The 22,230-nt window shown below is 63.4% G+C and carries 21 protein-coding genes and 1 pseudogene; 19 read left to right on the top strand and 3 right to left on the bottom strand.

Translation table 11 applies throughout. From position 1 onward, the window contains the following. Positions 1-18 precede the first annotated feature (18 nt). The 19 genes from ABVK50_RS30880 (at position 19) to ABVK50_RS30790 (ending at position 21,145) form a co-directional block, all read left to right on the top strand. On the top strand, positions 19-1,218 hold the full coding sequence (locus tag ABVK50_RS30880) for an aminotransferase class V-fold PLP-dependent enzyme (RefSeq protein ID WP_353646737.1): 1,200 nt from the start codon (positions 19-21) through the stop codon (positions 1,216-1,218). A gap of 58 nt (positions 1,219-1,276) precedes the next feature. Beyond that, positions 1,277-2,260 (top strand): TRAP transporter substrate-binding protein, encoded by a 984-nt coding sequence (locus ABVK50_RS30875; protein WP_353646736.1) that lies wholly within the window; start codon positions 1,277-1,279, stop codon positions 2,258-2,260. Between the two features lie 105 nt (positions 2,261-2,365). Beyond that, complete coding sequence (locus tag ABVK50_RS30870; RefSeq protein WP_353646735.1) at positions 2,366-2,914, top strand: TRAP transporter small permease subunit; 549 nt, start codon at positions 2,366-2,368, stop codon at positions 2,912-2,914. Beyond that, entirely contained in the window at positions 2,911-4,194 is a 1,284-nt protein-coding gene (locus tag ABVK50_RS30865) for a TRAP transporter large permease (RefSeq protein ID WP_353646734.1), read from the top strand. The genes ABVK50_RS30870 and ABVK50_RS30865 overlap by 4 nt, the downstream gene beginning before the upstream one ends. Before the next feature lie 13 nt (positions 4,195-4,207). Next, positions 4,208-4,639, top strand: a complete 432-nt coding sequence (locus ABVK50_RS30860; protein ID WP_353646733.1) for a heme-binding protein — start codon at positions 4,208-4,210, stop codon at positions 4,637-4,639. Then, positions 4,636-5,436, top strand: coding sequence for an enoyl-CoA hydratase (locus tag ABVK50_RS30855; RefSeq protein WP_353646732.1), 801 nt, complete (start codon positions 4,636-4,638; stop codon positions 5,434-5,436). Before ABVK50_RS30860 ends, ABVK50_RS30855 begins: the two co-directional genes overlap by 4 nt. Before the next feature lie 4 nt (positions 5,437-5,440). Further along, entirely contained in the window at positions 5,441-6,649 is a 1,209-nt protein-coding gene (locus ABVK50_RS30850; protein WP_353646731.1) for a CoA transferase, read from the top strand. A 431-nt stretch (positions 6,650-7,080) separates the two neighbouring features. Further along, the gene (locus ABVK50_RS30845) at positions 7,081-7,395 is read left to right on the top strand and encodes a hypothetical protein (protein ID WP_353646730.1); all 315 of its coding nucleotides are present in this window, start codon (positions 7,081-7,083) and stop codon (positions 7,393-7,395) included. After that, positions 7,392-8,765: an alpha,alpha-trehalose-phosphate synthase (UDP-forming) gene (gene otsA / locus ABVK50_RS30840; protein WP_353646729.1), complete on the top strand. Its 1,374-nt coding sequence runs from the start codon at positions 7,392-7,394 to the stop codon at positions 8,763-8,765. Before ABVK50_RS30845 ends, otsA begins: the two co-directional genes overlap by 4 nt. Before the next feature lie 485 nt (positions 8,766-9,250). Next, positions 9,251-9,598 (top strand): DUF982 domain-containing protein, encoded by a 348-nt coding sequence (locus ABVK50_RS30835; RefSeq protein ID WP_353646728.1) that lies wholly within the window; start codon positions 9,251-9,253, stop codon positions 9,596-9,598. 755 nt (positions 9,599-10,353) lie between these two features. Next, complete coding sequence (locus tag ABVK50_RS30830) at positions 10,354-10,956, top strand: GNAT family protein (RefSeq protein ID WP_353646727.1); 603 nt, start codon at positions 10,354-10,356, stop codon at positions 10,954-10,956. A gap of 119 nt (positions 10,957-11,075) precedes the next feature. After that, complete coding sequence (locus ABVK50_RS30825; RefSeq protein ID WP_353646726.1) at positions 11,076-13,988, top strand: autotransporter domain-containing protein; 2,913 nt, start codon at positions 11,076-11,078, stop codon at positions 13,986-13,988. Between the two features lie 598 nt (positions 13,989-14,586). Next, the gene (locus ABVK50_RS30820) at positions 14,587-15,297 is read left to right on the top strand and encodes a GntR family transcriptional regulator (RefSeq protein ID WP_353646725.1); all 711 of its coding nucleotides are present in this window, start codon (positions 14,587-14,589) and stop codon (positions 15,295-15,297) included. Between the two features lie 2 nt (positions 15,298-15,299). Then, complete coding sequence (locus ABVK50_RS30815) at positions 15,300-16,343, top strand: ADP-ribosylglycohydrolase family protein (RefSeq protein WP_353646724.1); 1,044 nt, start codon at positions 15,300-15,302, stop codon at positions 16,341-16,343. Continuing rightward, on the top strand, positions 16,340-17,314 hold the full coding sequence (locus ABVK50_RS30810; protein WP_353646723.1) for a PfkB family carbohydrate kinase: 975 nt from the start codon (positions 16,340-16,342) through the stop codon (positions 17,312-17,314). Before ABVK50_RS30815 ends, ABVK50_RS30810 begins: the two co-directional genes overlap by 4 nt. A gap of 28 nt (positions 17,315-17,342) precedes the next feature. Further along, positions 17,343-18,404, top strand: coding sequence for an ABC transporter substrate-binding protein (locus ABVK50_RS30805; protein ID WP_353646722.1), 1,062 nt, complete (start codon positions 17,343-17,345; stop codon positions 18,402-18,404). Positions 18,405-18,432: 28 nt separating this feature from the next. Further along, a complete protein-coding gene (locus tag ABVK50_RS30800; protein WP_353646721.1) occupies positions 18,433-19,296 on the top strand; it encodes an ABC transporter permease in 864 nt (287 codons plus the stop codon). Further along, complete coding sequence (locus ABVK50_RS30795; protein ID WP_353646893.1) at positions 19,296-20,084, top strand: ABC transporter permease; 789 nt, start codon at positions 19,296-19,298, stop codon at positions 20,082-20,084. The genes ABVK50_RS30800 and ABVK50_RS30795 overlap by 1 nt, the downstream gene beginning before the upstream one ends. After that, on the top strand, positions 20,084-21,145 hold the full coding sequence (locus tag ABVK50_RS30790) for an ABC transporter ATP-binding protein (RefSeq protein ID WP_353646720.1): 1,062 nt from the start codon (positions 20,084-20,086) through the stop codon (positions 21,143-21,145). Before ABVK50_RS30795 ends, ABVK50_RS30790 begins: the two co-directional genes overlap by 1 nt. A 161-nt stretch (positions 21,146-21,306) precedes the next feature. Here the strand turns inward: ABVK50_RS30790 and ABVK50_RS30785 are convergent, their stop codons facing one another. From ABVK50_RS30785 to ABVK50_RS30775, 3 genes and pseudogenes are all read right to left on the bottom strand, one after another. Further along, positions 21,307-21,492, bottom strand: a complete 186-nt coding sequence (locus ABVK50_RS30785; protein ID WP_353646892.1) for a PfkB family carbohydrate kinase — start codon at positions 21,490-21,492, stop codon at positions 21,307-21,309. A 32-nt stretch (positions 21,493-21,524) separates the two neighbouring features. After that, entirely contained in the window at positions 21,525-21,902 is a 378-nt protein-coding gene (locus ABVK50_RS30780) for a hypothetical protein (RefSeq protein WP_353646943.1), read from the bottom strand. An 18-nt stretch (positions 21,903-21,920) separates the two neighbouring features. Next, positions 21,921-22,121: pseudogene (locus tag ABVK50_RS30775) on the bottom strand (ABC transporter ATP-binding protein); the annotation flags it as partial. Between the last annotated feature and the right edge of the window lie 109 nt (positions 22,122-22,230).

Genomic DNA, 22,230 nt, shown 5'->3' with positions numbered 1-22,230 from the left:
TTCAGGGTTAGAGACCAAATGCGCAAAGCCGGACGCCACTTCCTTCAGATTCCCGGGCCGACCAACGTTCCTGACCGCATTCTGCGTGCGATGGACATGCCGACCATGGACCATCGCAGCTCCGAATTCGCTGAGCTTGGCCGCAACGTGCTTGACGGCGTGAAGACCATCTTCAAGACCAACGGGCCGGTGGTGATCTATCCGGCGTCGGGGACCGGGGCCTGGGAAGCGGCGCTGGTCAATACCCTTTCCCCCGGCGATCAGGTCCTCATGTACGAGACGGGCCACTTCGCGACGCTGTGGAAGGGGATGGCGACCCGGCTTGGCCTGGAAGCGGAGTTCATGCAGGGCGACTGGCGCGCCGGCGTCGATCCCGATGCAATAGAGAGCCGGTTGCGCGAGGACAGGACGCAATCCATCAAGGCTGTCTGCGTCGTCCACAACGAAACGTCGACCGGATGCGCCTCGCGGATTGACGAGGTGCGGCAGGCGATCGATGCTGCCGGTCATTCCGCCCTGCTGATGGTCGACACGATATCGTCCCTTGGCTCTATCGAGTACCGGCACGACGAATGGGGCGTCGACGTCACCGTGGGAGGATCGCAGAAGGGGCTGATGCTGCCGCCCGGCCTCTCCTTCAATGCAATAAGCGACAAGGCGCTGGCGGCGTCGAAATCGGCCGCGCTGCCGAATTCCTTCTGGTCATGGAGCGAGATGCTGCCGGCCAACGCGAAGGGCTTCTTTCCCTATACGCCGGCGACCAATCTCCTCTACGGCCTCGCCGAAGCGATCGACATGCTGCACGAGGAAGGTCTCGATCACGTCTTTGCCCGCCACCAGCGTCACGCTGAGGCCACGCGCCGGGCCGTCAAGACCTGGGAACTGGAGGTGTTCTGCCGTGATCCGCGCCATTATTCCGGGTCGCTGACGGCCGTCCTGATGCCTGACGGCCATAGTGCCGACGGATTCCGCCGCACCGTTTCCAATGCGTTCGATATGTCGCTCGGCAGCGGCCTTTCCAAGATAGCTGACCGCGTCTTCCGCATCGGCCACCTTGGCGATTTCAACGACCTGATGCTCGCCGGCACGCTCGCGGGCGTGGAAATGGGACTCGAGCGGGCCGGAGTGCCCCACCAGAAGGGCGGCGTGCAGGCGGCGCTCGACTTCCTTGCATCGGAAGCCGGCATGGCCGGCGCTGGGAGGGCAGCAGCAGAGTAGCGCATCCAACGAGACCGGCGCCAAGCCGGCGGTCGAAACAACAACGGGAGGATTTGCAATGAAATACGGATTCATCTTCGGAGCGACGCTGTTTGCCGCCGCGCTCATCCAGCCGGCCGCCGCGCAGACCGAGATCAAGCTCGGACATGTCGGCGAGCCCGGTTCGCTGTTCGCCCTGTCGGCGGAGGAATTCGCCCGCGCCGCCAACGGGAAGCTCGGCGACAAGGCGAAGGTCGTCGTGTTCGGCTCCAGCCAGCTCGGCACCGACGAGGAACTCATGCAGAAACTGAGGCTCGGCACGGCCGACATGGCGCTGCCGTCGAGCGTCATGTCGAGCGTGGTGCCCGAGTTCGGTTTGTTCGAGATGCCATATCTCGTCAAGGACCGCGAGCACATGAAGAAGATCGAGGAGGCGGTCGTGTGGCCAACGCTCGCGCCGGCAGCGGAAGAACAGGGCTACAAGATGCTGGCGGTGTGGGAGAACGGCTTCCGCCACATCACCAATAATGTGCGGCCGATCGTGACGCCCGAGGATCTCTCCGGCATTAAGCTAAGGACGCCCTCCGGCGAATGGCGCGTGAAGATGTTCCAGGCCTACGGCGCCAATCCGACGCCGATGTCCTTCTCTGAAGTGTTCACGGCGCTGCAGACGGGCGTGGTCGACGGCCAAGAGAATCCGCTCACCCAGATCGCCAGCGGCAAGTTCCAGGAAGTGCAGGATTATCTGTCGATGACCGGCCACGTCTATACCCCTGCCTATCTTCTGGTCGGACTGAACCGCTGGAACGGCCTGCCCGAGGATGTCCGCCAGATCTTGGAGGAGACGGCGAAGGAGACGCAGGCTTTCGTCTACGAGAGCGCCGCGCGGCTGGAGGGGGAACTTCTCACGCAGATGCAAGAGGAGAGCGACATCCAGGTCAACGAGGCTGATAAGGACGCCTTCATCGCCGCCAGCGATGCGATTTACAAGGAATTCGGCGCACAGGTGGAAGGCGGCGCCGACATGATCGAAAAGGCGATCCGCCTCGGCAAGAGCCAGTAAGCCGGTCTGTACCGGACCACTCCGGAACTCCGGGATGGTCCGGCGCTCCCGCCGTGACCGCCAACCGCCGGGACGCGTTCATGCAACCCTGAAAGCAACGAGGTCGTGCCTGTGACTGGTCTCACGCGCTTCCGAACCGTGCTTGAACGCACGCTCGAAGCCTGGCTTGTCTTCCTGATCGTCGCAATGACGACGGTCGTGGTGCTCGCCGCGATCTGGCGCAAGGCCGGAGCGTCCTTCGTCTGGTACGACGAAGTCGGCTCAATCATGCTGGCCTGGATCACCTACTACGGTGCGGCGCTTGCCGCATTGAAGCGTGGTCACATCGGCTTCGACGGAATCCTCTTGGCGATGCCCTATCGTTGGCGCATCGGCGCTGCGGCGATCGCCGAGATTGTCGTCTTCGCCTTCTTCATCGTCCTGGCCTGGACCGGCTGGCAGGTTCTCCAGGTTCTGCAAGGCATGAGGCTTATCAGCCTGCCATGGGTCCCGATCCAGATAACCCAGTCCGTCATACCGGTCGGCGCGATTCTGTTCATCATCTGCGAGGCGCTCAGTCTCCCGGAATATTGGCATCGTCTGCGCGAGAAGATTTCCGCCGACGAGGCGGAACTCGCCGAACATCTAGAGGCGCAGGAGACGCTGCGGCCATGATCCTTTTCCTGATGCTTGTGGGGCTTGTCGTTCTCGTCTTCATCAATGTTCCGATCGCCGTCTCGCTTGCGGCGGTGGCGACGGTTGCGATTCTGGTGACGCAGGGCGCCTACATGCTGCCGAACGTGGCGCTGACCATGTACGAAGGCGCCCAGAGCTTCCCGCTGCTCGCCATCCCGATGTTTATCCTGGCGGGCGCGATCATGAATTCCTCCGGCATTTCACGCCGGCTGATCGCATTTGCCTCGGCGCTGGTCGGCTTTATTCGGGGCGGCCTCGCGATGGTCAACATCACGACCTCGATGTTCTTTGCCGAAATCTCCGGTTCCGCGGTCGCGGACGTGGCGGCGATGGGTCCGATCCTCATTCCGGCGATGGAGAAGAAAGGCTATCCGCGCGCCTTCGCCGCGGCGGTCACGTCTTCCTCGGCCAGCCTCGCCATCATCATACCGCCCTCCATCCCGATGATCCTTTATGGCGTGATGTCGGGAAGCTCGATCGTTCAGCTTTTCGTGGCCGGCATCGTTCCGGGCATCCTCGGCGGGGTCGGGCTAATGATCGTCTCCTACTTGATGGCGCGCCAGCGTGGCTGGCCGGTCGAGGAGATCTTTCAGCTCAGTCGGGTCTGGGCCACCTTCAGGGACGCCGCCTGGGCCTTCATCATTCCCGTCATCATTCTCGGCTCGATCTTCGGCGGTTTCGTCACGGCGACGGAAGGGGCCGGGATCGCCGTGGTCGCAGCTCTGTTTGTCGGCGGCGTCATCTATCGCGAGCTGAATGTCAGCTTTCTGTACAAAGCTGCGATCGAGGGTGCGATCCAGACTGCGGTGGTCATGCTTCTGGTTGCCGCTTCGGCCCTGCTCGGCATCTATCTGACCGAGGCGCAGGTCCCGCAGAGACTTGCCCAGGGCATTCTCGACTTCACCGAGAACCGTTATGCGGTGCTCGCGCTCCTGAACATCTTCTTCCTTGTCATCGGGCTCTTCCTCCACTCCGCAGCCGCCATCATACTGGTGGTGCCCATCGTCATGCCGTTGGTCAGTTCCGTCGGAATCGACCCGGTCCAATTCGGCCTGATCGTGACGTTAAATCTCGCCATCGGCCAGCAGACCCCGCCGGTGGCGAGCGTGCTCATCGCCGCCTGCTCGGTCGCCAAGGTGGGCATCTGGGAGGTGACGAAATTCAATGTTTGGTTTGTCGCCGTTCTCATCGCCGTGCTCATGCTCGTGACCTATGTGCCGCCGATACCGATGGCGCTTGTCGATTATTTCTACGGATGAGGGTGTAGCGACGATGACCGATCTCCCGCTTTCCGCCGCACAGACGATTCTGAACGCCGCGCTCACTGAGGCCCGGCGCCTGGACCTGAAGCCGGTGGCGGTCGTGGTGCTCGATGGCAGGGGCGCGGTCAAGGCTACGGCGGCTGAAGACGGGACGAGTCTCAAGCGCTTCGAGGTCGCGCATGGCAAGGCTTATGGGGCGCTGGCGCTCGGCATGGGAAGCCGCGCCATCGGCAATAGGGCGGTCGAGCAGCCGACCTTCGTCGCCGCCGTGTCGCATGTGGTTGGCGGCGCGCTGGTGCCGGCGCCTGGCGGTGTGCTCGCCAAGGCGAAGGACGGACGCACCGTCGCTGCGATCGGCATTTCCGGCGATACGTCTGATAATGACGAGACTTGCGCCAAGGTCGGTATCGAGACGGCCGGCTTAACGGCGGAAACCGGATGACATCGCAAGAAGCCGCCGGCGGCGACAGCGCCGAGATCCTGATCGACACCGCTGGCGCGGTCGCCACCGTCACGCTGAACCGTCCCAAGGCGCGCAACGCTTTGACGTTCGAGATGTATGACGGCCTCGCCGCCTTCTGCCGGGGCGTTGATCCCGACGGCCCAATCAAGGCGGTCATCGTCACCGGCGCTGGCGAACGCGCCTTTGCCGCCGGCACCGATATTGCCCAGTTCCGCGACTTCCGCTCAGAGAAGGATGCCCTTGCCTATGAGGAGCGTGTTGAGGGCGTACTGAGCGCAATCGAAACCTGCCCCGTGCCGACGATCGCGGCGATCGCCGGCGCATGCACCGGCGGCGGTGCTGGGATCGCCACCGCCTGCGATCTTCGCATCGCGGCGCGCAACGCGAAATTCGGCTTCCCGATCGCGAAGACGCTCGGCAACTGCCTGTCGATCGAGAATTACGCGCGCCTGGCTGCGTTGATTGGGGCAGGACGGGTGATAGAGATGATCTTCACCGCTCGCCTCCTGGAGGCGGAGGAGGCACGTGCGGCCGGATTGGTCTCCGAGGTGCTGGACGATCACCAGGCGCTGATGGCCCGCGCGTCGGAGCTGGCGCGAACCCTTGCCGGTCATGCGCCGCTGACGCTACGCGCCACCAAGGAGGCATTGCGGCGCATCAGGCACGGCCGCGCCGACGGCGATGATCTGGTTGCCATGTGCTATACGAGCGCCGATTTCCGCGAAGGGGTTGAGGCCTTCCTGGAGAAACGGCCGGCCGAATGGAAGGGGCGCTGACCCGATGGCCGAAGCTGCCAAAGGGCCGCTCGCCGGCATGCGGGTGATCGAACTGGCGCACATCATGGCCGGCCCGGTCTGCGGCCTGATGCTAGCCGACATGGGCGCCGATGTCATCAAGGTGGAGAAGCCAGAGGGAGACGACAGCCGCCGCTTCCTGCCGCCCGACATCAACGGCGAATCCGCCGCCTTCATGATGATGAACCGCAACAAGCGCGGCATCGTCCTGGATCTGAAGCGCGACGAGGGCAAGGCGGCGCTGCGCCGCCTGCTGCTCGAAGCGGATGTGGTGATCGAGAATTACCGCAAAGGGACGATGGCGAAGCTCGGGCTCGGCTTCGAGGCCATTCGCAAGGAAAATCCAAGCCTGATCTATTGCGAGATCTCCGGCTTCGGACGCACCGGCCCCTACGCTGATCGGGGCGGCTTTGACCTGATCGCGCAGGGCATGTCCGGGCTGATGTCGATCACCGGCGAGGGGCCGGGCCGGCCGCCCGTCAAGGTCGGAGCGCCGGTCACCGACATCACCGCCGGCATTCTGGCAGCTCTCGGCGTCGCTGCGGCTTACGCCAAGCGGCTGCAGACCGGCGAAGGACAGCGCGTTGATACCTCGCTTTTCGAGGCCGGCATCGTTCACACCTACTGGCAGTCTGCCATTGCCGCCGCCACTGGCGTCTCGCCGGGGCCGATGGGCTCCGCCCATCCGCTCAACGCCCCCTATCAGGCCTTCCAGACGTCGGACGGCTGGATCAATGTCGGGGCAGCGAACCAGCGCAACTGGGAGCGGCTCACGACGCTGATCGAGGCGCCGGAACTGGTTGCCGATCCGCGCTTCCAGTCCAACCGCCATCGCATGCAGAACCTCGCCGCGCTCGAGCAACAGCTAGCGCCGATCTTCAGGAGCCGCTCCACGGACGAATGGCTCAAAACCTTCGCCGCCGCCAATGTGCCTGCCGGGCCGGTCCTCTCGATCGACGCCATGCACCGGGATCCGCAGGCGCTCGCCCGCAAAATGGTGCTTGACATGCAGCATCCGGTAGCAGGCATGACGAAGGCGATCGGCTTTCCGATCAAGTTTTCCGCAACGCCGGGCGAAGCAGGCAGGCCGGCCCCCATCCTCGGCGAGCATACTCGCGAAATCCTGAACGAGGCGGGCTATGCCGCGGAGGAGATCGACGTGCTATTCTCGTCCGGAGCCGCCCAGGGACGCTGATCCGTCGCGCCAACCGACTGGCAATCCCAGATATTCCGCAAGCCTTTAGAAAGGTTGGGGCGAAGGCCCGCAGTCTTGTGCCAAAACCAGGATTTGACACCGGTCGAATTGCCGGACGCTGTGCCTCCGGAAATCGCCGTAAGACTGCTTTTGGAGAGGGTGCGCACCTCGACGCGACACGGCGTGACGGCCGGTGTTCTGAGAAGCAGTGAAAGTGCGGTCATGTGCGCGCCCGCGACGTCCGTTTCCGCTTCAGCGAGGCTTGCGGGGGGCACGCCTGCGGACACAACAGAAATGCACCATGATTCCCAGCCGTTTGCATGCTGATCCAGGGCGCATTCCGGACCGATTGACATTAACGTCCGAACTGGCCGCACCTTTGGGCGTTTTTTGGCGTGATTGGGAGGTGGTGTGTTAGGTAACTGTGCTCGATGTATTCGCATACGATTAGCGCCGTAAATTACAACGCGCCGATATCAACCAATACGAAATGCGCGTCGCAGGCGGAGGAGTTGCTAATTCGGTATCTTAACGTCTGGGGAGGCGGAGGCATATTCCTCCATCATGTCTACCGCGATCGGGCGCAGGACGATTTCCACGAACCGGAAATCGCATTAACCGCGCGTATCACCCGATGGCAGATCGAGACCGCCGAATTCTGGGGCAACTTCCCCCAGGCTTGTTCGATGCTCTGCCAGACCAATGCCGCGATCCATCTGTCGCGCCAAAAGGATGACTTGCTGTGAGCCGCCTCGTGGTAATTTCGAATCGCGTGTCCTCTCCAAGCAAGCGCGCAGTCCAAGCCGGCGGGCTCGCCGTCGCCATGCAGGCCGCGCTCTCCCAGCATGGCGGCCTCTGGATGGGCTGGTCTGGCAAGTCGAGCGGCGCCCGCGAGCCGGGCAAACCCGTCTTTGGCGAGGAAGGCCGCGTCACCTATGCCCTGACCGACCTTCGCCGAGCCGATATCGATGAATACTATGCCGGGTTTGCCAACAGCGTGCTCTGGCCGCTCTGCCATTACCGGCTGGACCTGACAGACTATGCCCGCAAGGACATGGCCGGCTATTTTCGGGTGAACCGCTTCTTCGCTCAGCAGCTCGCACCCCTTCTCAGACCCGACGATCTCGTCTGGGTCCAGGATTACCACCTGATCCCCATGGGGTCCGAACTGCGCCACATGGACGTGAAGAATCGCATCGGCTTCTTCCTCCACATTCCATGGCCGCCGCCGGACGTGTTTTTCGCGCTTCCGGTTCACGAGACAATCGTGCGCGGCCTGACTGCCTATGATCTGGTCGGCTTCCAGACCCAGTTCGACGCCGATAATTTCGCAAGCTGCCTCGAGCGTGAGGGCATCGGCCGGAGGCTTGAGGATGGCTGGTTCGAGGCTTATGGCCACCGCTTTCGCGTCGGCGTGTTTCCGATCGGAATTGACACGGCGGGTTTTGCGCAGCTTGCCCAGAACGCGGTGCGAAGCGGTTCGGTACGCAAGATCGAGGAGAGCTTGCGCAATCGCGACCTGATCGTGGGTGTCGACCGACTCGACTATTCAAAAGGCCTGACGCATAAGATAGAAGCCTTCGATAAGTTCATCGCCGCCAATCCCGCCTCTCAGGGGCGCGCGACACTCCTGCAGATCACGCCGAAGTCGCGTTCGGAAGTTCTCCAATATGCCGCCATGCAACGGCAGGTGGCCGAGTTCGCTGGCCGGGTCAACGGGCAACACGGAACGCCGGACTGGGTGCCAATCCGTTACGTGAACCGGTCGTTGGGGCAAGCGACGCTTGCCGGGATTTACCGCGTGGCGCGGGTCGGCCTTGTCACACCGATCCGCGACGGCATGAACCTCGTCGCGAAGGAATATGTTGCTGCCCAGCGCTCTGAGGATCCGGGCGTGCTCGTGCTGTCGCGCTTCGCCGGCGCGGCTCGCGAACTCGACGGGGCGATCCTTGTCAACCCTTACGATTCAGAAGCCGTCGCCAACGCGATCGCCCAGGCGTTGTCCATGTCGATGGAAGAGCGCCGCCAACGCTGGAACCAGATGATGCAGCACCTCCTGAAGCATGACATCTCAAAATGGTGTCGGGATTTCCTGGAAGCATTGCGATCGCCGTGAGCAGAACAGGTTGCAGCGCTGCAACGGTTGCGAACCTCCGCAAATCCGTCAACTGAAATGGTCGGTCGTCGCGGCAATCTTGTTGTTAGCTGCGAGAGCTCATCGGTAGGAAACGCGGTCCTTGGCGCATCACCAGGTTGCTGCTCAACGCTCCCGTCATCGTCCAATGAGGGCCGCGTGTCGTGGTTTTACCCTTTGACACGGTCCGCCAGCTGCTCGGCCTTCTTCCCGCTGGATAGCAGGATCCCCTCCCCGCTTGACGCCTGCTTCGTGTGAGGTCCGGACTTCAGAACCGCTGCGACCTCGTCGATTGCAGCCGAGATAGGCGGCTATCGACTTTGACTCGAAACCGGCCTGCCGCTACGCGTCGACGCGCTGCGTGATCATCCGAGAAATAGAGTAATGCGTGTCCGCTTCGTTCGTTCGTTCAAACATCGCAGATGCGTTGCGAGCTGAAGGGTTCAACGCGGCGGATCGGCGGCTGCTTGCTGAAGATCGGAAAGATGGGAGCACCCTTCGGGCAGCGCCGGGAACGTCTGCTGAGCAACCAACCGCGATCCGCCGCGTTGAATATTGTTATGGATCGCGTCTGGTTTCATCCGCCTGTGCCGATCTGCTTCCCCGATTGGGTGGGAACTACGATCCATGTCGGCAATGTTGCCCAAGCCACCGATATCCTGTTGCGCCATTGGCCGGTTAAGCCCGGTCAAAAACATGGTGTCGCAAGAGAGGTTTGCCTTGCCGCCTTGAAAGATCCGGCGAAGGCCGGGATTGCGCGACAAGCTTTTCATGAGGCTGCGGAGGAGGCGGGGATGTTGGTGGGTGATCGGTGACATGCTCACGCCGCACCTTGTGCTTCAGCAGAGCCAGGCATCGTCTATGAAACCGAGGAGATCGGCCGGCGCCCCCTGCTCCTGCCGCCACCGCCGCGTGTACGCCTGGACCTTTCGTGCTGTCGCACGAACAGGCGTTACGCAGCGTCGCCATTCAAGCTGGCCTCAAGCCGGTGGAGGCCTTCGACGTCGACAGCCCCTTATGTATCCGGATGATGCCAATGCGGTAAGGTAAAGCATCTCCTGAAGACCGGGCTCGCCGGGCTGGTCAGGGAACTCGCGAAAGAGGCTGAGAAGGTAAGCCGTCTTACATCAGGCGCCACGTCCGTCCTTGTCACATCGGTGTCCCTGTCCGCGGTCGAGGACGCGACAAATTTCTCTGTTCGGTGCCGACGTGCTGAAGCCGAGCGATGTGATCGGCCGGGACGACCATAACAACTTGTTGTGCCAGCACCTCACCATTGTTCCACTAGCCTCCTTGGTGAATGGCGTGTACTAAAGGACTCAAGAAAATGAACGCCAGGACTGGGCTATTTTCCTCCGGAACAGCAAACCGTTGGCCGATTTCGTTCCCGGCGAGCCGCTGAATCAGGTGGTTACGATATCGGGGTAGCGCTGCGCCGCCTTTCCGGTCATAGCGGATTGCCTTAAGTTGTGTGGGCTGGCCAACTACCCTACGTGCAAGGGTGGGGCGGCCGCCGGTAGCCTCTGTGCATTCCACGGCGCGGGTTGCTGTCTCTGAGATGGGGAGCCGAGTGCCCGCTGTAGAATCCGAAACCTATCGCATTGCTGGTATTGGCGAAGCCGATCTCACGCTGCTGCAGACTTGGCTGGCCGACGAGCAACTGGCGCGCGGTCTGAACATTGCAGCCCGGCGCTACAGCGAAGAGGAGGTTCGGCGCTATGCGTCCAGTTTCGACGGCCGGAACTCGATCCTTGTCGGCATCTATACATCCGACCCCCGGACGCTGATCGGGATAGCAACTTTCGACGCCAATCCACGACATCGCACCGCGAGCTGGACCCTCGTCATCGGTGATCGGCGGCATCGCAAGGAGGCCACGGTGATGGGAGTTTGCGTCACGCTTTTCGATTGGGCCTTCACAACGGCAAAGTTCGAGAAAATCTCCAGCCGAGTCGCCGCCCACAAGCTCGTGCTCATCCATCTGCTCGAGCGCGTCGGCGTGCCACGGGAAGGCTATCTGCGCAGCGAGATCCTCTCCGCCGATGGCCTGCGCCGGCATGACGAGGTTCTCCACGGGCTGCTGCGCGGCGAATGGCCCGAGGTGCGCCGCGTCGCCATGGAAAGGCGGGCCAAGGCGCTTCTGCGCGAACAGGCAGCGATAGGGCTCCGCTAAGCACCTGTTGCATAAGGGAAACAGGCGGAGAGAACTGGCGCTGCCGCCTGACTTGCCGCTTGTGAAGCTCGGCAACTCCCGGTTACGAAAAGGCGGGGATTTGTCGGGGGAGTGCTAGCGTGCCCAGCCATCAACGTTCGTTTTGGTCGAAGGCGCGTCGGACCACTTCGGTTCTCGCGATTGCCGCCGTCTTGGGCGGATGGGCGCTGGATCGCGCCCTGGCCGCCTGCTCGGACAACACGCCCGATAGCGGCGATACCGTCCTTTGTAGCCCGGCAGGCGGACCGGATACGACTGGGGTAAACGCGCCTGCCGCGTCCAACGTGACGGTCGAGGTGAGCGGGCCGGGCGGCGGCATCCAGACCGGATCGGCCCAGGCCATTTATCTCGGCGACTCCGCAACGATACGCACCGACAACGACGCTCCGGTGGAGTCCGGCTACTACGCCGTTCAGGTAGGCGACGATGCCAATATCACCGCCGGCAACATCCTAAGTTCGGGCAAGGGCGTCAACGCGTTGCGAGCAGGCGACCGCTTGACCCTGCTGCTGCAAGAAGGCGGCTCGATCGTTGCGAGCGGTAGCGGCGGGACCGGCATCTTCGCGGGAGACGATGCCGACCTTACGATTTCCGGCGCTGTCCGCACCACCGGCATCCGCGACCCGGACGAGATCGGGATTATCGGAGCCACGATCTTCACCCGCGACCGCGCCCGGATTGTGGTGACGGAGACGGGATCGGTTGAGGGGTCCGGGAGTGGCGCGCCGGGCATCACTGCCTGGCGTGATTCGTCCATAAGGGTGGACGGCAGCGTTGTCACGCGCGGTGATTCCGATGTCGGTGAGGAATTTGCGTCCTATTCCAACGCCATCGAGGTCAGCCAGGGATCCACTGTGGTCATCGGCGAAAGCGGGGTGGTTCAGGCCTTTGGAGCGCAGGCCAACGCCGTCGCACTGCAGGGCAACGTCGATTCCTACAGCTCATCGCTGCTTGGCCGGATGATGGTTGCCGGTCGTGTCGAAGCCTTCGGCGACATGGGAGCCGGCATTTTTGTCAGCGCGGCGCAATCTTTCTTCGGTCCGCCCCCGGGCGTCGATCACCCGCAAGCCTTTATCGATGTCGGCGAGGGAGGCGTCGTCTCTTCCGAACGCTTCATCGGCATCTACGAGGAGCCGACCTCCTTGCGCCGGCTTCCGGTCGACACCACAGTCCGCCTTGCCGGAACCGTTAGCGGGTCTGCTTCCGACGGCATCGCGGTCTTTTTGGGGGCCGGCGACGACCAGCTGATCCTTCTGCCGACCTATTCGCTCATTGGCGTTTCTATCGGAAGCGAACTGGATACCGAGGGCAATGTGACCAACGGTCCCGACGAGATCGATCGTTTCGTCCTCGACGGTGCCGCCGGCACGGAAGGCCGCTTCGCCTTCAACCAGGACGAGGAACAGATCCTCGGCTTCGAGGAGTTCAGGAAGACGGGCGCGGGCCGCTGGATCCTCGACGGCAACAGCTCGGATTTTACCGCGTCCGGCGAAGTGACGGCGGGCGAACTTGTCGTCGACGCCGACATTGCCGGGCTCGACATTTACGTCGCGCCGGATGCGGTCCTTTCCGGCACGGGACGGGTGGGCAGCCTGTATGCCGACGAGGACGGCATCGTTGCGCCGGGCGACAACGGCCGCGGCACGCTTCGGGTCGCCGGCGACGTCGATGTTTCGCAAGGCTCGATCCTCGTGATCGGCCTCGACGGCGACGGCACCCCGGCGCGGCTCGATGCGGAGGGGATCGCCTGGATCGAGGACGGCGTGCTGGAGGTGAGCGTTTCGCCGCAGGGCCTGTCGCAGGTTCCGAGTGGCGTCTTTCTTTCCGCTGGCGGCGGCGTCGACGGCCGCTTCGGTAGCGTGTGGGACGACATTCCCGACCTCGACGTCGTTCCGATCCATACGCCCAACGACGTCTCCTTGGGGATCACCAAAGGCGCCGCTAATGGGACGTTTTCGAATAAGGATGTCTATCCCGAAACGCTCTCGGCCCTGCTGGAGACGGACCTGTCTTTCATCCGCTCGCTGCGCTCACACGGGCGACAGGACCTCGCCGGCGCGACGGCCGCGGCAGTGGCGCCGCTGGCCTTCGCCAAGGAGGCCGGCGCATCAGGCTCGGGTGCGGAGGTTGGCTCAGCAAACCTGGCGAATGCACCGCGGGCCTGGATCGATGGAATGGCCAGCGGCATCGAGGTCGACGCTTCCGATGATTCCAACGGTTTCGATGCCCGCACCCGCGGGCTGGTCGCCGGCCTCGACATCGCATCGGCCGTAGGCGGCGGCGTTCTCGTGCTCGGCATCGCCGGCGGCTACACGCATGTCGATGTCGATGTCGGCGCCTCGGGCGCCGATGTCGATATCGGGCGGATCGGCCTCTATGCCGGATGGGAGGGCGGACCCTGGGGCCTGACGGGCGCGCTCGCCTATGGCCGCGCCGGCATCGACACCTCCCGCGCCTTCGATATATCGGGTTGGGCGGCCACCTCCGACACCAGCGCAGACCTGTTTTCCGGCTCGCTTGCGGCATCCTACAACCTTGCGCCAGGGCTCGGCCTCGGCCCGCAAACCGTGCTGGCGCCGCAGGCGACGCTCGATCTCGCCAGCATCCACCGCGACGGCTTCGACGAGAGCGGTGCAGGGATTCTCGGCCTGTCGGGCGACGACGAAAGCGCGAGCCGCGGCCTTGCCGGCATCGGCGTGCTGTTGCGCACGCGGTTCGAAACGGGTGCCGGCTGGTCAGCTTCGCCGGAAGCCTCGATCGCCTACCAGCGCGGTTTCGGCGACCGCAGCGTGGAGAGCCAACTGGCGATCGCCCTGGCGGGTGCAAGCTTCAACGAGACTGCGGCGGCGACCGCGCGCGACCGCCTCGCGGTTGGCGCGGGCGTCTCGTTCAAGTCGGGCGGCGCTCTTTTGGCCACTGTCCGATATGATGGCGCCTTCGGCTCTGGCCTGAACAGCCAGACCGGCTCCGTCGGATTGATGTATCGGTTCTAAGGCAGCGGCCCAAGGGCCGTTCGCCCGGATCGCGGGGCGGGATGCTGCGGGCGCCCGGCCCCTAGGCACGAGGGCGGTCGGCTCTTTGCTTCGAGAAGTCGGGTGAAATAGGAAAGGGCTCATCCTTTCTGATACATACCGGAAGCGTGCTCGACGCATTTGAAGCCGGCGCAACCCAACTCCTCAAGCGAGGAAATGGTACGGCAACGTCAAGAGACTTGGGCGCTCCGACTCACGCGTTTGCTACACGTCGGGCCAGAAACGCAGCCGACCACGGGCGCGCGCCGGTTGGGGTAATCCAACATTGCCCTCGGTCGGCATGGGCGATCCATTCGCGACGAAGTTCAACCCATGCAAGACCCCTCCGATCTCGCGCCTGATAAGGTGGGATGGGAAATCGGCTTTGGATTTCGCTCTGGAGGGCCGGTTCTCAAGGGGTGAGAGATGATCGTTTTAAGCAAGAGTCCCCTCGACCCTCTCAACGGCAAGCCCCTTCGGGTCTCAAGCTCGCTTAAGCATTTGACCTGTTGCGCACCCGCATGTATTGAACAGGATTAGACAGGTATACTGAACAGGGGCGGATATGGTGCGAGGTGCTATGGGTACGCTGCCTGGCGCAGGCAAGCCGGAGCAGATCGCCACAGCGCTGGAAAACGACATCCGGTCAGGCGTACTCGGCTTCGGCGCACGGCTGCAAAGCGAGAGCGAACTCGTCCAACGCTTTTCGGTCAGCCGCAACACGGTTCGCAAGGGCTTGGAAGAACTTTCCAGTCGCGGGCTCATCACCACCAAAGTCGGCATCGGTTCCTTCGTCACCTTCGACGGCAAGACGGTCGACGACGCGATCGGCTGGTCGCGTGCGCTGGCAGACGCCGGGGCCAACGCCGAAACCCGCACATTGCGGCTGGAAATAATCGAGGACGCGGAGCTCGCGGCGACGCTGGGCATCGAAAACCCGGTCTTCATCGCCGTCGACCGCGTCCGCACCAATGCCAATGACGGACATGCCATCTCAATCGAGCGCAGTCGCCTGCCGCTCTTGCGAGAGCTGGAGGAGGTGCCGCTGAAAGGACTGCGAGAGGGCTCGCTGCACCAGACGCTGCGCGGCGCGGGGCTCGTGCCCGACCATGGCGAGGAATGGGCCGACATCGAGATGCTAAGCGCCGGCGATGCCGCCATTCTGGGTTGCGCACCCGGTACGCCCTTCCTGCGTGCGAGGCGGTTGACCCGTGCCGCGGACGGGCGCCCGATCGAATACGTGACCAGCCTACTCAATCCGGCGCATTTCGCGCTGCATCTGGAATTCTGAGCATGGCGGCAGCGCTCCCCTTCGAAATGATCGACCGGGCGGCTGGCGCGCTGATCGGTGGCGCGCTGGGGGATGCGCTTGGCATGCCGACGCAGCTTCTGTCGCCCCAGCAGATCGAAACGAACTACGGCTTTGTCGACCGCTTCGTCGAACCGGCGGCCGACCATCCTGTGTCGCGCGGACTGGCAGCCGGCACCATCACGGACGATACCGAACAGACGCTGCTGCTCGGCCGCATTCTGCTCGCTTCCCTGAATGGGTTCGACCACAGGGGCTGGGTCGACGCCCTGCTCGGCTGGGAGCGCGACATTAAAGCGCGCGGCAGCTACGATCTGCTCGGCCCCTCGACCAAGCGCGCGCTCGACGCAATTAATGACGGCATCCCGCCGGACGAGGCCGGCCGTTCAGGCGACACCAACGGCGCGGCGATGCGTATCGCACCAATCGGCATTCTGATGCCGGCCGAACCGGTCGGCGCGCTAGTCGAAAAGGTCGCCGAAACGTGCCGCGCCACGCACAATACGTCGATCGCAATCGCTTCAGCCTCGGCAGTCGCGGCTGCAGTTAGTGTCGGCGTTGCCGGCGGCGACTGGCAGTTGGCGTCGCAGCACGCAGTCTCGGCCGCGCGCGAAGGCGCGAAACTCGGTTATTGGGCAACGGGCGGCGACATCGCCTCGCGCATTCAATGGGCACAGCAGCTCGTGCGCGGCAAGACCACGCCCGATGGCATCCGGCTGGTCGTCGACCTTGTCGGCACCGGTGTCGCGTCGCAGGAATCGGTCCCGGCCGCCTTCGCGGTGCTGGAGATCGCCGGCGGCGACCCTTGGCAGGCAGCGGTCATCAGCGCCAATCTCGGCGGCGACACCGACACCATCGGCGCCATCGCCGCGGGGATGGCGGGCGCCTGCACCGGCCTGTCGCGCCTGCCGCAGAACTGCGTCGCCCAGTTGCGCGGCATCGGCCTCGCAGGCGTGCAGGCACTCGCGGGCGACCTCGTCGCGGCGCGGATGGCCACCCCGAATGGCGGCACAGAGGCCGCGGCATGAACGCGACCCGGCTCGTCCATGTCGGCAGCGCGGTGGTGGACTATGTGTACCGGATCGACGCCTTACCGACGCCGGGCGAGGACAAGATCGCTGATGCCTATGACCAAGTCATCGGCGGCGGCTTCAACATGATGGCGGCGGCCGCGCGCACCGGAGCGAAGGTGGTGTTCGGCGGCCAGCACGGCACCGGCCCGATCGGCGATTTCCTGCGGCAGGCGCTCGCCACCGAAGGCATCGAAGTCCTAGTGCCTCAGGCGCCGGACAGGGATACGGGCAATTGCGTCGTTCTCGTCACGGCAGATGCCGAGCGCACCTTCGTGTCCATAGCCGGCGCAGAGGGGTTTTTGACCCCCGCCTCGCTCGCGCCGGTAAAGCCGAAAGCCGGGGACTGGGTATTCACGTCCGGATACACGCTGACCTATCCGGGCAGCCGCGAAGTTCTCACCGACTGGATCGCCGCGCTTCCGGCCGACGTCCACTTCGTCCTCGACCCGACTTCGGTCGTCGCGGGAATTCCGCGCAACCTGCTCGCCCGCGTGCTGAAGCGCACCAACTGGTTGTCCTGCAACACCTATGAAGCCGGCGTCATCGCCGGACAAGCGACGGTCGAGGAGAACACCGCCAGCCTCCTGTCGGATTATTGCCCGAACGCAGCCGGGGTCGTCATCCGCCAGGGCGAGCGCGGATGCCACGTCCGCCTCGCCGATGGCGCGGCCCGGCATATACCCGCTTTCACTGTGTCGGCCATCGACACCAACGGCGCGGGCGACACTCATGTCGGCACCTTTGTAAGCGCGCTATCGCGCGGCGCCGATCCCTTCGAGGCAGCGCGTTATGCCAACGCGGCGGCGGCCATTTCGGTCACCCGCCATGGCGGCTCGTCAGCGCCGACGCATGCTGAGATCGAGACGTTTCTGAGCCGCGTAGGCGCACCGGCGCCGGGAATCCGCAACGAGAAGGCCAATGCCTGACAAGGGCGAACAAAGAGAGGAACGAACCATGCGCAAGCCGAAACTTTTCGCAATACTGGCGGCCGCCGCCACCTTCACATCTGCATTCGCCTTCGCCGTGCAGGCCGACGAGCTGCACGTCCTCAACTGGAAGGGTTATGGCGCCGACGAGCCATGGGCGGTCGAAGCTTTCGAGAAGGCCACGGGCCACAAGGTCGTCAACGACTTCTTCAACTCCGAACAGGAAATGCTGACCAAGATCCGGACCAATCCCGGCCTCTATGACGTCGTCATGATCAACGCCGCTTTCAACGATCAGGCGATGGGCGAGAGGCTGCTGCAGCCGATCGACCTTTCGAAAATCCCGAACGCCGCCAACATCAGCGCGGAAAAAGCCGGCTCGCCGATGCTTAACCATGATGGCAAGGTTTATGGCGTGCCGTGGGTTTGGGGCCTGACGGCTCTGGCGATCAACGAAAAGGCCTTCGACACGCCGCCGACCAGCATCAACGTGATGTGGGATGAGGCGCGCAAGGGCCGCGTGACGATCCGCGACGACGCCGTCGAGGCAATCCAGTTCGGCGCCATCGCGTCGGGCCAGAACATCAACGACATCACGGACATGGGTGCGGTTAAGGCGAAACTCACCTCGCTGATGCCGCAGATCCGCACATTCTGGAGTTCAGAGAACGACTGGAACCAGATGGTCGCGTCGAACCAGATCGACGTCGGCACCTACTGGAGCGGCTCCGCCGACCGCGCGAAAACCCATTTCAAGTTGCCGGTCGCCCTCGTCATCCCTGAAGAAGGCGCGGTCGCCTGGCTCGACGCGTGGTCGATCCCGGTCGGCGCCAAGAATGTCGCTGGCGCCGAGGCTTTCATCAACTACATGCTCGATCCCGGCTTCTATGTCGAATGGGTCACCAAGGTCGGCGCGCCGGTCTCCGCCAACGACACGGCGCTTGCCGGCCTGCCGGAAGATTCATTCAACCGCAAGGTCATGGGCGATCCGGCCGTCGCCGAGCGCATCCAGTTCCAGGCGCCGATCACCGACGCGCAGCGTGAGCAGTATCTGGCGCTCTGGCAGGAGCTGAAGGTCAACGTGAAATAGGTCTGACGTCTCGGGGAAGAGGAACGTCATGGCTGTTTTGGCCGCAAATAGGTCAGGATTTGGCTCCGCGCTACCGTGGCTCGCGCCCGCTTATCTTTGGCTGACGGTGGCCATCTTCCTGCCACTGTCGGCCATGGCGTTCTTCTCCTTCATGAGCGACTTGCCGGTGGCCGGCCGAGAATGGGCCTTCAGCCTCGAAAATTACGCGGCCTTCTTCTCGCAGAGGCTCTATGCGACGCTGCTTCTGGCATCGCTGCGGCTCGGCCTCGAAGTGACGCTCTGGTGCGTCATCGTCGGCTTTCCCGCCGCTTACGTTCTGGCGAAGGTGCTGAAGGGCCGCAGCCGCGAGGCGATTTTTCTGCTCGTCATCCTGCCCTTCTGGTCGAACGGACTGGTTCGCATCTTCTCCTGGGCAATGGTGCTGCGCGAGGGCGGCATATTGGACACGGCGCTCAACGCTGTGTTGCCGTTCCGGATCAGCATCGACCTAATGTATTCCTATCCAGCGGTCGTGATTGGGTTGGTGCACTCTTACGTGCCCTATATGGTGCTGACCTGCTACCTCACCTTGCAGGCGATCGACGATTCGCTTGTCGAGGCTGCCCGCTCGCTGGGCGCTTCGCGGCTGACGATCTTGCGCCGGTTGATCATTCCGCTGTCGATGCCGGGTCTGGTCGCGGGCGCAGCGCTGATCTTTATCCCCGTCGTCGGCTCCTTTATGGAGCCCCGTATTCTCGGCGGCCGCACTGGGACCTTCTATGGCACGATCATTGAGGACCAGTTCGTCGCCGTCTTCAACTGGCCGCTTGGTGCGGCGCTCTCCTTCATCCTGCTCGCGGTCGTGCTGATCATCCTCGCCCTGGCGTCACCCGTCCTGCGGAGGACCGCGTGATGGGTACGACACGCATCCTCAACGGCCTCGGCCGCGCCTATGTCGGCCTGCTTCTCGTTTTCCTGTACCTGCCGATCCTGATTATGGCGCTGATGTCGTACAACGTCTCGCCCTTTTACCAGCTACCATTCGAATGGACGACCGAGTGGTATCGGGCACTGTGGAGCAACGATCAATTAATCGCCTCCACCTGGAACAGTGTTGAGATCGCCGTCATCACCACGGTCATCTCGACCGTTCTCGGCACGGCAGCGTCGCTCGCGCTCTACCGCTACGAGTTCCATGGCAAGAGATTCCTTCAGGCGCTGCTCTTCCCCCCGATCGCAATCCCTTGGCTGATCACCGGCACGGCAATGCTGATTTTCTTCTTCGGTGTTGGTATCGGCCGTGGCCTGCACGCGATCCTGCTCGGCCATGTGGCGCTTGCGCTACCCTATGTCATCGTCGTTGTCTCGGCGCGGCTACAGACCTTCGCGCCCGAGCTTGAGGAGGCGGCGCGCTCGCTCGGCGCGAACCAGTGGCAGGTCACGACCCGCGTCACGCTGCCATGGATCCTGCCCGGTGTCATCGCCGGCGCACTGTTCGCCTTCGCCGTCTCCTTCGACCAGTTCGTCGTGTCGTATTTCCTGTCGACGCCCGGCGAGGCGACGCTGCCTGTCGAAATCTACGCGGCGATCCGCAAGGGGTTCACGCCCGAGATCAACGCGGTCTCGACCATCATCATTGCGGTGTCGATGGCGCTGATGCTGCTCACCGCGCGCTTCTTCCGCTTCGGAGGAGAGAAATAATGGCCGAAGTGCAGGTCCGGAACGTCTCCCGCAGTTTTGGCACTATGAAGGCACTGGACAACGTCTCGATCAATTTCCCGGATGGCGGCTTCTATGCCCTGCTCGGGCCGTCCGGCAGCGGCAAGACGACCCTGCTGCGGCAAATCGCCGGATTCGATTTTCCAGACAGCGGCCGCATCGTCATCGGCGGCGAAGGCGTCGAGCGCGTGCCGGTCGAGAAGCGCCGCATCGGCATGGTGTTCCAGAACTACGCGCTGTTTCCCAATATGAGCGTTGCCGACAATGTCGCTTTCGGCCTGTCGGTGCGCAGGGAGGCCAAGGCGACTATCGCCGCCGAGGTGCAGCGCGTCCTCGATCTTGTCCAACTCGGCAAGCTCGGCGGCCGGCGCCCGCATCAGCTTTCTGGCGGTCAGCGTCAGCGCGTTGCGCTCGCCCGCGCCATCGTGACGAAGCCGCGCGTGCTGCTGCTCGACGAGCCGCTTTCGGCACTCGACAAGGCATTGCGCGTCGATATGCAGGTTGAACTGAAGCGCATCCAGCGCGAGGTCGGCATCACGACCATCTTCGTAACCCATGATCAGGAAGAGGCGCTGACTATGAGCGACCGAATCGGCATCTTGCGCGACGGACGGCTGGTGCAGGAAGGGCCGCCGGAGGAAATCTACGACAGCCCGAAAAGCGAGTTTGCCGCGACCTTCCTCGGTGACGCCAATATTCTGCGCGGCGAAGCCACCGGAACCGGCATTCGCCTCGCCGACGGCACCTCGATCATCGCCGGCACGGGTGCCGGAACGGCACGGAGCGGCACGGCGAGCTGCGCGGTACGGCCCGAACGCATCCGCATCGCTGCCTCCCCATCCCCGGACCAAGACCTAAGCAACACGCTGACCGGCCGGATCACCAAGCGGATGTTTGCTGGCAACAGCAGCACCTACTTCGTCGAACGCCAGGGCGACACGCTGAAGGTCCTGGTTCAGAACGATGGAGACGAGAGGCTCACAGAAGGACAGGACGTGGTGCTGCGCTGGGCGGCTGAGAGTACGGTTCTTTTGCGCGCTTGATGAAAGAAGCCATTTCCAAGGCGGACGCCACCTGAGGCCCACGCTGCAAATCATTGATTTGATCGTCTGAGAGATGGATTCTAAATGGCCGCGTACAGCCTAGCCGTCTCATCGATGGGCGGGACGAGTCCGCTCGTCAGGGCCATGATTCCGTCAGTTTCCTAGATTGAGTTGTTCGGAGCCTTGGCCACATCGATCGGCACCCCATAACCGACCGCTCCGAGGTAGGTGCATGTGTGGGCCGCCGCGTCGGCAGCGGCTTGAAGTAAGCTTTGCGGGGCCTCGCCTTCAAGCAAACCGACAAGGACGCGGGCGATGAACGTGTCCCCTGCCCCAAGCGTATCCACGATAGGCAAGCTCGCTTGGCTCTGGTTCTTCGTCAGGGTCCGGACGGCGCGAAATGTCGGGCGAAAAGCGTGCTGTGTTGGGAACGGAAGCGGCAATCGGCAAGCCGCGTGCGCCGGTCAAGATCGCATCGGGATCGGGAACCGAACCAATCAGTTAGCGCGTATATGGGTGTGTCGGGCGGCTGAAAATCGAATGCCAGTCGCCCTCCTCCACCACGCCGGCCGAAATACGTGACGGCGACCCGGTCGTTTATATGCTCGACCACGCTCAGGTCGTGAGAGATCATGATGTAGCTCAGGCCGAGCGTTTCCTGCAGATCCATCAGCAGGTTGATGATCTGCGCCTGGATCGACACGTCCAGAGCCGACACCGGCTTGCCAAGCACCAGAATCTTCGGATCGAGCATCAACGGCCGCGCGATCCCGATCCGCTGACGCTGCCCGCCCGAGAATTCATGCGAGTAACGCCTGGCGTGATACGGCGTCAGGCCAACGCGGGTCAGCATTTCGGCAACGCGGTGGCTGGCCTCGCTTCCGTGGCGATTCCGTGCAGGACAAGCTGCGAGGACAGCATGCGGCCGATGGTCTGGCGAGGGTTCAGCCGACGCGTAGGGATCCTGGAACACCATCTGGGCGATGCGCGTGCGATCCTTCCGAGCGGGAGCGCCGGTTCCCGTCAAGGGTTTCCCTGCAACTATTGGCCAACGGGCAATCAATTGCCCTTCCTTCACATCCCGG

This window comes from Mesorhizobium sp. WSM2240, from assembly GCF_040438645.1.
In the GTDB taxonomy this organism is placed as follows: Bacteria; Pseudomonadota; Alphaproteobacteria; order Rhizobiales; family Rhizobiaceae; genus Allomesorhizobium.
Note: the sequence above shows the minus strand (reverse complement) of the source record. Positions and strands in the feature narration are given on the sequence as shown.